Genomic DNA, 8,450 nt, shown 5'->3' with positions numbered 1-8,450 from the left:
ACTCTGGCCGCTGCCGACCACGGTAATGGATTTCGAATTCTGTACCTGCTCTTTGTTCGGCAAATAGGCCGAGGAATGATGCACGTTCCTGCCGGCATCCCGCGCACAGGCGGGTATCCACGGCGACGGTCCTGTGCCGAGAACCAGCCTTTTGGTGCGGTAAATCTGCTTTTCGCCGCTTTTGGTTGAGCGCGTTTCAACCAGATAGCATTCCTGCACGGCATCCCAGGTGACCAGTTCCACGCGCGTGGAGAATTGCAGGCTGGTCAGTTGGCTGCATGCCCACTGGCAATACTGATTGAACTCTTTACGCATCATGAAGAAGTCTTCACGGATGTAGAACGAGTAAAGTTTCCCCTGTAATTTCAGGTAATTCAGGAAGCTGTAAGGGCTGGTCGGATCGGCGAGAGTCACCAGATCTGCCATGAACGGCGTCTGTAAATGCGCGCTTTCCAGCATCATACCGGTGTGCCAGTCGAAGCTGTCATTCTGGTCTAAAAACAGACCGTTCAGCTCTTTCACCGGTTCAGTCAGACAGGCCAGCCCGAGGTTAAACGGGCCGATGCCCACGGCGATGAAATCATACGTTTGGTCGTTTGAATGGATATTCATGGTGCGGCTCCTTTTACCGGTTTTTCGCGGCGCTCAGCGCGCTGGCAGTCAGTTCTTTGCCGTAATGCGTGATCAGGCTGAGCACATCGGCAACGTCTTCCCTGGTGGTGGTGGGGTTCAGTAAGGTGAATTTCAGATACTGACGCTGATGCACTTTGGTACCGGCGATAACGGCGCTGCCGTCGCGGAAAATGGCCTTGCGGATCCCGGCATTGATTTCGTCAATCTGTTCATGACTCATGGAGATACGCGGCACAAAACGGAATACCAGCGTGCTCAGTTCCGGTTTATGCAGCACTTCGATATTCGGATTTTGTTCCATCATCTGATGCGTTTCTGTTGCGCGTGCCAGCAGCACATCAAATGATTCCCCCAGTGCTTGTTGACCCATAATGCGCAACGTCAGCCACATTTTGAGGGCATCAAAACGTTTGGTGGTCTGGATACTTTTGTTCACCAGATTTGGCGTGCCTTCCAGTTTCGCACTCAGCGGATTCAGGTATTCAGCGTGGTGCGTGACGTGCTCCAGATGGCTGTGATCGTTAACCAGAAACGCGCTGCAGCTCACCGGCTGGAAGAAGGATTTGTGATAATCCACGGTAACGGAATCGGCCAGATGGATCCCTTCAATGCGCTGGCGATGCTGAGGTGAAACCAGCAAACCGCAGCCGTATGCGGCATCAGCATGCATCCAGATTTTTTCCTGGCGGCAGATTTCAGCGATCTCATTCAGCGGGTCAATGCTGCCAAAGTCGGTCGTACCGGCGGTTGCCACGACCGCAATTGGAATCAACCCTTCAGTGTGGCAGCGCTCAATTTCCTGACGGAGCGCGGCAATATCCATACGGAAAGCGCTGTCGCAGGCGACTGGCACCACGGCGTCATAACCCAGGCCGAGCAGGGCAGCGGATTTCTGAATACTGAAATGGCTGACCTGTGAACTGAAAATACGCCAGCGGTTGGCTTCCGGCGGCAGCCCCTGGTACTTGATGCTGTGCTGCGGGCGGGTGCGTTTGCAATGACTGTCTCGTGCCAGCAGCATTGCCATCAGATTAGACTGCGTACCGCCGCTGGTGAAAATACCATCTGACTGTGCGCCAAAACCGATCCGGGCGAGTGTCCAGTCAATAACTTTTTGCTCGATGAGTGTGCCGCCTGCGCTCTGATCCCAGGTATCCACAGAGGAGTTGATGGCGCTGATAAACAGTTCCGCCAGTTGGGAAGGTACTACGGTCGGACAGTTGAGATGCGCGAGGTATTTCGGATGGTGGAAATAGACCGCGTGCTGAAGATATAAATCATCCAGTTCTTCCAGCGCCAGCCGCGTTCCGTCTAAAGGTTTGGTCAGGTCAATATGGCGAAATTGCTCGGCTAATTCAGCCGGAGAAACGCCGGAAAAAGGTTTCTCAGTATGGTTAATATGGGTTTTAATTAATTCGAGGCCTTGCTCAATCAGGGTCTGCCATTCAGAAGTGCTGTTCTGGTTAAAAATATAACCTTTATTTTTGCTTATATTCGCCTGAGTGATTGTCAGGTCTTGAGTGCCGGATTGCATTAATTCCCAGTTATTTATCTGGCTCATTCTGGATCCTTTTGGTTAGTCCTTTTCATCCTCAGCAGGCGTGGGGCGGCCACCCGGATAAAGTCAGGATTTAGCAGTGAACGTAAGCATCAGCAGGCAGGGCTGATGGCCATGCCTGTAAAGTGTATGGTTAAATATTTTATGTTATAAAAAATAAGCAGTGATATGTCTTGTTTGGATTCCTTAGTGCGGACTTATACAAGGTTTTAACGATTGAGAATCATTATAAATGCAAATCATTATCATTCAATAACGACATTGAACATTTGCCCATAACAGAACTTTTTGATTGTTTAATGTGATGTGTGTCACATAAATTTCTGAACGATAAGTACGGAGTACACATTCCTATGAGATGAATCTGTATTTTTTATACGTTTGCTGACTTAAAATAAGGGTTGCCTTGCGATAAAAAGTTATATTTAAGCGCAATGTTTGTAGGTGTAATGAATTTTCATCACGCAATGTTTTATGCAGTGAACCTGATTATTTCAAAAGAATGGAAAAATAATGATCAAATTAAGACTATTGACTGACCAGCAGGAGGGAGTAATAAATTCAGGGGCACACGAAAATAAAAAAGGCCGATCACGATGATCGGCCATATGCTTATATCTTATTACATTTCACCATTATTCTACACGCAGTATGCGGCTGGTATTGGTGGTACCGACGGTACTCATGACATCACCTTGGGTGATGATCACCAGATCGCCTGACAAAAGGTAACCTTTATCACGCAGTAAATTCACGGCATCCTGTGCGCCCGCTACGCCGTCATTTGCGCTGTCGAAGAAGACAGGGGTAACGCCGCGGTAAATCGCGGTCAGATTCAGTGTGTGTTCGTGGCGCGACATGGCAAAGATCGGCAGGCCGGAGCTGATACGTGACAACATCAGCGCGGTACGCCCGGACTCGGTCATGGAAATGATCGCCGTGACCCCTTTCAGGTGGTTTGCCGCGTACATGGCGGACATTGCAATGGCTTCTTCGATGTTATCGAATTCCACGTCCAGGCGGTGTTTGGAAACGTTAATGCTTGGGATTTTTTCTGCGCCCAGACATACGCGCGCCATGGCTGCCACAGTTTCAGCAGGATATTGACCGGCAGCCGTTTCCGCTGACAGCATGACCGCATCTGTGCCATCGAGCACGGCGTTCGCTACGTCCATCACTTCTGCACGGGTTGGCATCGGGTTAGTGATCATCGATTCCATCATCTGGGTCGCAGTGATCACCGCGCGGTTCAGCTGACGTGCACGACGGATCAGTTTTTTCTGGATACCCACCAGCTCAGGATCGCCGATTTCAACACCCAGGTCACCGCGGGCCACCATCACGACATCGGATGCCAGAATGATGTCATCCATTGCTTCATCTGACGCCACCGCTTCAGCGCGTTCGACTTTAGACACGATTTGCGCATTACAGCCTGCATCGCGTGCCAGACGGCGCGCGTAGTTAAGATCTTCGCCGGTGCGTGGAAATGAAACTGCCAGATAATCTACGTCCATTTTGGCCGCAGTAATAATGTCTGCTTTATCTTTCTCAGTCAGCGCTTCGGCAGAAAGACCTCCGCCCAGCTTATTGATGCCTTTATTGTTAGACAGCGGGCCGCCCACGGTCACTTCCGTGAACACTTTCATGCCCTGAACTTCGAGTACTTTCAGCTGCACACGGCCGTCATCAAGTAACAGAATATCACCCGGCACCACATCAGCAGGGAGACCTTTATAGTCGATGCCGACTTTTTCTTTATCGCCTTCACCCTTGCTCATGTTGGCATCGAGCAGGAATTTGTCACCGATATTGAGGAAAACTTTACCTTCCTTGAAGGTCGATACACGGATTTTCGGACCTTGCAGATCGCCAAGAATCGCGACGTGGCGGCCGAGACGCGCGGCTATTTCACGCACTTTGTTAGCGCGAAGAATGTGATCTTCAGCGGTTCCGTGGGAGAAATTCATACGCACAACGTTCGCACCAGCAGCAATGATCTTCTCAAGATTATTGTCGCGGTCAGTTGCAGGGCCGAGCGTGGTAACAATCTTCGTTCTTCTGAGCCTTCTGGACATGCCTAACTCCGTTAACTGATGAAACATGGTAATGCAAAAAAACAGCGAGCCCACATTGGGTTTAGGTGTAATTGTAATACAAAAGGGTTTCACCTGTGTGACCCGCTGACCTCATGTCTGACATTTACCCTGCGCACTTTGCGCGTAGATTTCCCGCCAGACTCCCTATTAAATCAATGATGATTTGTTCATATATTTTATGAATGATTTGATGTGCCGACTCGCATGACGAGCTTACTCCGGCAGGTTAGGGACAACCATTCCCTTATCAAAGCGCGATTCTTTCAACGCTTCTTTGACCCGCTTCAGGTTATCTCTGAATTTTGCACCACGACGCAGCGTAAACCCGGTAGCCAGCACATCAATCAACGTCAACTGAGCGATTCGAGAAACCATCGGCATATAAACGTCGGTATCTTCCGGAACATCCAGTAACAGAGCCAGCGTGGCCTCATGCGCCAGTGGCGTATTAAAGGACGTGATGGCAATGACCGTAGCGTCGTTTTCGCGGGCAAGTTGCGCCAGCTCGACCAGGTTTTTGGTACGGCCGGTGTGGGAAATCAACACCACCACATCGCCTTCGCTGGAATTCATGCAACTCATGCGCTGCATGACGATGTCATCGAAATACACCACGGGAATGTTAAAGCGGAAGAATTTGTTCATGGCATCATGCGCCACTGCAGCCGATGCGCCCAGCCCAAAGAAAGAAATCTTTTTCGCCTGGGTGAGTAAATCGACTGCGCGGTTGATGGCAGCGATATCGAGAGTATTTTTCACCTGATCGAGGCTGGCCATAGCGGATTCGAAAATTTTGCTGGTGTAAGCGCTGACGCTGTCGCTTTCATCCACGTTACGGTTCACATAAGGTGTGCCGTTTGCCAGACTTTGTGCCAGATGTAATTTAAAATCTGGAAACCCTTTTGTGTCGAGGCGACGGCAAAAACGGTTTACAGTAGGTTCACTGACGTCCGCCATGCGGGCGAGAGTGGCAATACTGGAGTGGATTGCAATGTGTGGGGATGCCAGGATCACTTCGGCGACTTTGCGTTCTGACTTGCTCAGAATGTCAAGGTGGGTCTGGATTTTTTCCAACGTATTCATAAGCATGACACTCATAGGTTTCAACGATTTCTTTGAAAAGAGGAAATCGTGTTGATTTGATGAAAATATACTACGCGCTTAATGCTGTTGGCAGCGTCAGTCAGGCGAAAAAACGCTTTTTTTGTCAGAGTTTGACCGGGATCTAACTTTCAGTATGGTAAATTCTGTTCAGTTTTGTCATAAAATTACAGAATGTGGTGGGTTTTACTATCCGCTGAGACATTTATGATAAAAACAAGCTTTTCCGCAGAGTTATCCCCCTGTCAGAACATGGTTTACGGCTCACGGGCAATCAGAGTACATTGTTGCTGAAATAAAATTACAATATGTACCCGAGATAATTCGAGTTGCGGCTCACGCACAGCAACCAGAAATATGTTAGGTATTCCTGCATTGAGGAGAAGAACATGGCGGTAACTCAGACAGCCCAGGCGTGTGATCTGGTAATTTTCGGTGCAAAGGGCGATCTTGCGCGCCGTAAGCTGTTGCCTTCCCTGTATCAGTTAGAGAAAGCGGGTCACATTCACCCGGACACCCGCATCATCGGTGTCGGACGTGCGGAATGGGACAAAGCGGCCTATACCGAAGTGGTCAAAGAAGCACTGACCACCTTCATGAAAGAAAAAATTGATCCGGAACTGTGGGATAAGCTCAGCGCCCGTCTTGATTTCTGTAACCTTGATGTCAACGATGTGAAGCATTTCAAAGTGCTGGGCAAAATGCTTGACCAGCAAAATCGCGCCACCATTAACTACTTTGCGATTGCGCCAGGCCACTTCGGTGCGATTTGCCGCGGTCTGGGCGAAGCAGGGCTGAACAAAGAACCTGCGCGCGTCGTGATGGAGAAACCACTGGGACACTCTCTGGAGTCTTCTCAGGTTATCAACGATCAAGTCGCGGAATACTTCGCTGAGTCCCAGGTTTACCGTATCGACCACTATCTGGGTAAAGAAACGGTACTGAATCTCCTGGCACTGCGTTTCGCTAACAATCTGTTTGCCAGCAACTGGGATAACCGCACCATTGATCATGTGCAGATCACGGTCGCTGAAGAAGTCGGTATCGAAGGCCGCTGGGGTTACTTTGATGACGCCGGTCAGATGCGCGACATGATCCAGAACCACTTGCTGCAAATTCTGACCATGATCGCCATGTCACCTCCGGCTGATCTGAGCACCGACCGTATCCGTGACGAAAAGGTGAAAGTGCTGCGCTCACTGCGTCGTATCGACCAGTCAAACGTGCGTGAAAACACCGTGCGCGGCCAGTACACAGCCGGCTTCGTGCAGGGCAAAAAAGTCCCTGGCTATCTGGAAGAAGAAGGTGCGAAAAAAACCAGCAGCACCGAAACTTTCGTGTCTATTCGTGTGGATATCGACAACTGGCAGTGGGCGGGCGTGCCATTCTACCTGCGCACCGGTAAGCGTCTGCCGAGCAAATGTTCTGAGGTCGTGGTGTATTTCAAAAACCCGGCGCTGAACCTGTTCCGTGATTCTTACCAGCAGTTGCCGCAGAACAAACTGACTATTCGTCTGCAACCGGACGAAGGTATCGAGATCGAAGTGCTGAACAAAGTGCCGGGTCTTGAGCACAAACACCGTCTGCAAACCACCAAGCTGGATCTGAGCTTTACTGAAACCTTCAATGAACAGCATATTGCCGATGCTTACGAGCGTCTGCTGCTGGAAACCATGCGTGGAATTCAGGCGCTGTTCGTCCGTCGTGACGAAGTGGAAGAAGCCTGGAAATGGGTCGATTCCATCATGAACGCATGGGCTGCGGAAAGCGAAGCACCAAAACCGTATCAGTCCGGGACATGGGGGCCGGTGGCTTCCGTGGCGATGATCACCCGCGACGGCCGTTCCTGGAACGAGTTCGAGTAACGAATAATTTATTGAGTCATTACTCCCCAAAATAATTGGAGTTGCAGCAAGGCGGCAAGTGTGTGAGTCCCGATGAGCTGACATGAGTCAGTGATTCGGGTGAACAAGCGCAATCAACGCCGCTGCGGCTTCAAGTATGACGGGGAGAGTAGTATCGTCCAATCGGGTGTGGTCGGTTACTGGCAGGGTTTAAATTCTGCTGGTCCCTGTGGCAGGGGCGCGCCATCAATCACAACGGTGCCTGCGGGCATGAATGGAGAACAAGATGAAAAACTGGAAAACAAGCGCGGAACAAATTCTGACCTCAGGGCCGGTTGTTCCTGTGATTGTTATCAACAAACTGGAGCATGCGGTTCCGCTGGCTAAAGCGCTGGTTGCGGGTGGCGTCCGTGTGCTGGAAGTGACGTTGCGCACCCCATGCGCGATGGATGCGATCCGTGCCATTGCTCAAGAAGTGCCGGACGCTATCATTGGCGCAGGTACGGTACTCAATCCAGAGCAACTGGCTGAAGTGACCGAGGCGGGTGCCCAGTTTGCGATTAGCCCTGGCCTGACTGATGCTTTGCTGAAAGCAGCCAATGCCGGTTCTATTCCTTTAATCCCGGGGATTTGTACGGTATCCGAACTGATGATGGGTCTGGATGCTGGTCTGCGTGAATTTAAGTTCTTCCCGGCTGAGGCCAATGGCGGCGTGAAAGCGTTGCAGGCGATTTCCGGTCCGTTCCCGCAGGTGCGTTTCTGCCCGACTGGCGGAATTTCGCCAGCGAACTACCGTGATTACCTGGCGCTGAAAAGCGTGCTGTGTATCGGTGGTTCATGGCTGGTGCCAGCCGATGCGCTGGAAAGCGGTGATTACGCACGCATTACTGAGCTGGCGAAAGAAGCGGTCGCCGGTGCAAAGATCTAAAACAGCGACGTGCTGAAAATGAAAAACCTCCCGCGGGATAATGCCGATCGTTTAAGGATCAGTTGACCGATCCGGTGGCTCGTGTAAAAAGGGTTCATGCTCATCATGGACCCTTTTTAAATGGAACTTTCACAAGCTCTCGGTATTATCAATCTTACTGCCCCCGATGAAGTTCAAAGCCTCGCTGACCTCCTGTCTCCTGACCTCATTCAGCAAGCTTTTTCTCTCACTGACACCGTCACCCTACGCAAGCGTAAACTCCCCCTCGAGTCCATGGTCTGGCTGGT

Annotated in this window: 7 protein-coding genes; 3 read left to right on the top strand and 4 right to left on the bottom strand. The window is 50.7% G+C overall.

Annotated elements, in window-relative coordinates; translation table 11 throughout:
- The 4 genes from AC1DUO_RS22405 to AC1DUO_RS22390 all read right to left on the bottom strand — a co-directional run.
- Positions 1-612: SidA/IucD/PvdA family monooxygenase (locus AC1DUO_RS22405; RefSeq protein WP_477988808.1), on the bottom strand; the 612-nt coding region annotated here is incomplete at its 3' end.
- Between the two features lie 13 nt (positions 613-625).
- Positions 626-2,194 carry a pyridoxal phosphate-dependent decarboxylase family protein gene (locus tag AC1DUO_RS22400; RefSeq protein WP_119261577.1) on the bottom strand — a complete coding sequence of 523 codons (1,569 nt, stop codon included), beginning with the start codon at positions 2,192-2,194 and terminating at the stop codon, positions 626-628.
- Positions 2,195-2,826: 632 nt separating this feature from the next.
- Positions 2,827-4,269 carry a pyruvate kinase gene (pyk, locus tag AC1DUO_RS22395; RefSeq protein ID WP_013575313.1) on the bottom strand — a complete coding sequence of 481 codons (1,443 nt, stop codon included), beginning with the start codon at positions 4,267-4,269 and terminating at the stop codon, positions 2,827-2,829.
- A 234-nt stretch (positions 4,270-4,503) separates the two neighbouring features.
- On the bottom strand, positions 4,504-5,373 hold the full coding sequence (locus AC1DUO_RS22390; RefSeq protein WP_013575314.1) for a MurR/RpiR family transcriptional regulator: 870 nt from the start codon (positions 5,371-5,373) through the stop codon (positions 4,504-4,506).
- Positions 5,374-5,780: 407 nt separating this feature from the next.
- On the opposite strand from AC1DUO_RS22390, the gene zwf reads away from it, so the two are divergent.
- The 3 genes from zwf to AC1DUO_RS22375 form a co-directional block, all read left to right on the top strand.
- On the top strand, positions 5,781-7,256 hold the full coding sequence (gene zwf, locus AC1DUO_RS22385) for a glucose-6-phosphate dehydrogenase (protein WP_013575315.1): 1,476 nt from the start codon (positions 5,781-5,783) through the stop codon (positions 7,254-7,256).
- A 265-nt stretch (positions 7,257-7,521) separates the two neighbouring features.
- Complete coding sequence (locus tag AC1DUO_RS22380) at positions 7,522-8,163, top strand: bifunctional 4-hydroxy-2-oxoglutarate aldolase/2-dehydro-3-deoxy-phosphogluconate aldolase (RefSeq protein WP_477988805.1); 642 nt, start codon at positions 7,522-7,524, stop codon at positions 8,161-8,163.
- Between the two features lie 120 nt (positions 8,164-8,283).
- Positions 8,284-8,450: transposase domain-containing protein (locus AC1DUO_RS22375; RefSeq protein WP_477988810.1), on the top strand; the 167-nt coding region annotated here is incomplete at its 3' end.

This window comes from Rahnella sp. P4_A8, from assembly GCF_056402435.1.
The sequence above is the reverse complement of the archived record's forward strand: the minus strand, read 5'-3'. Positions and strand labels throughout refer to the sequence as shown.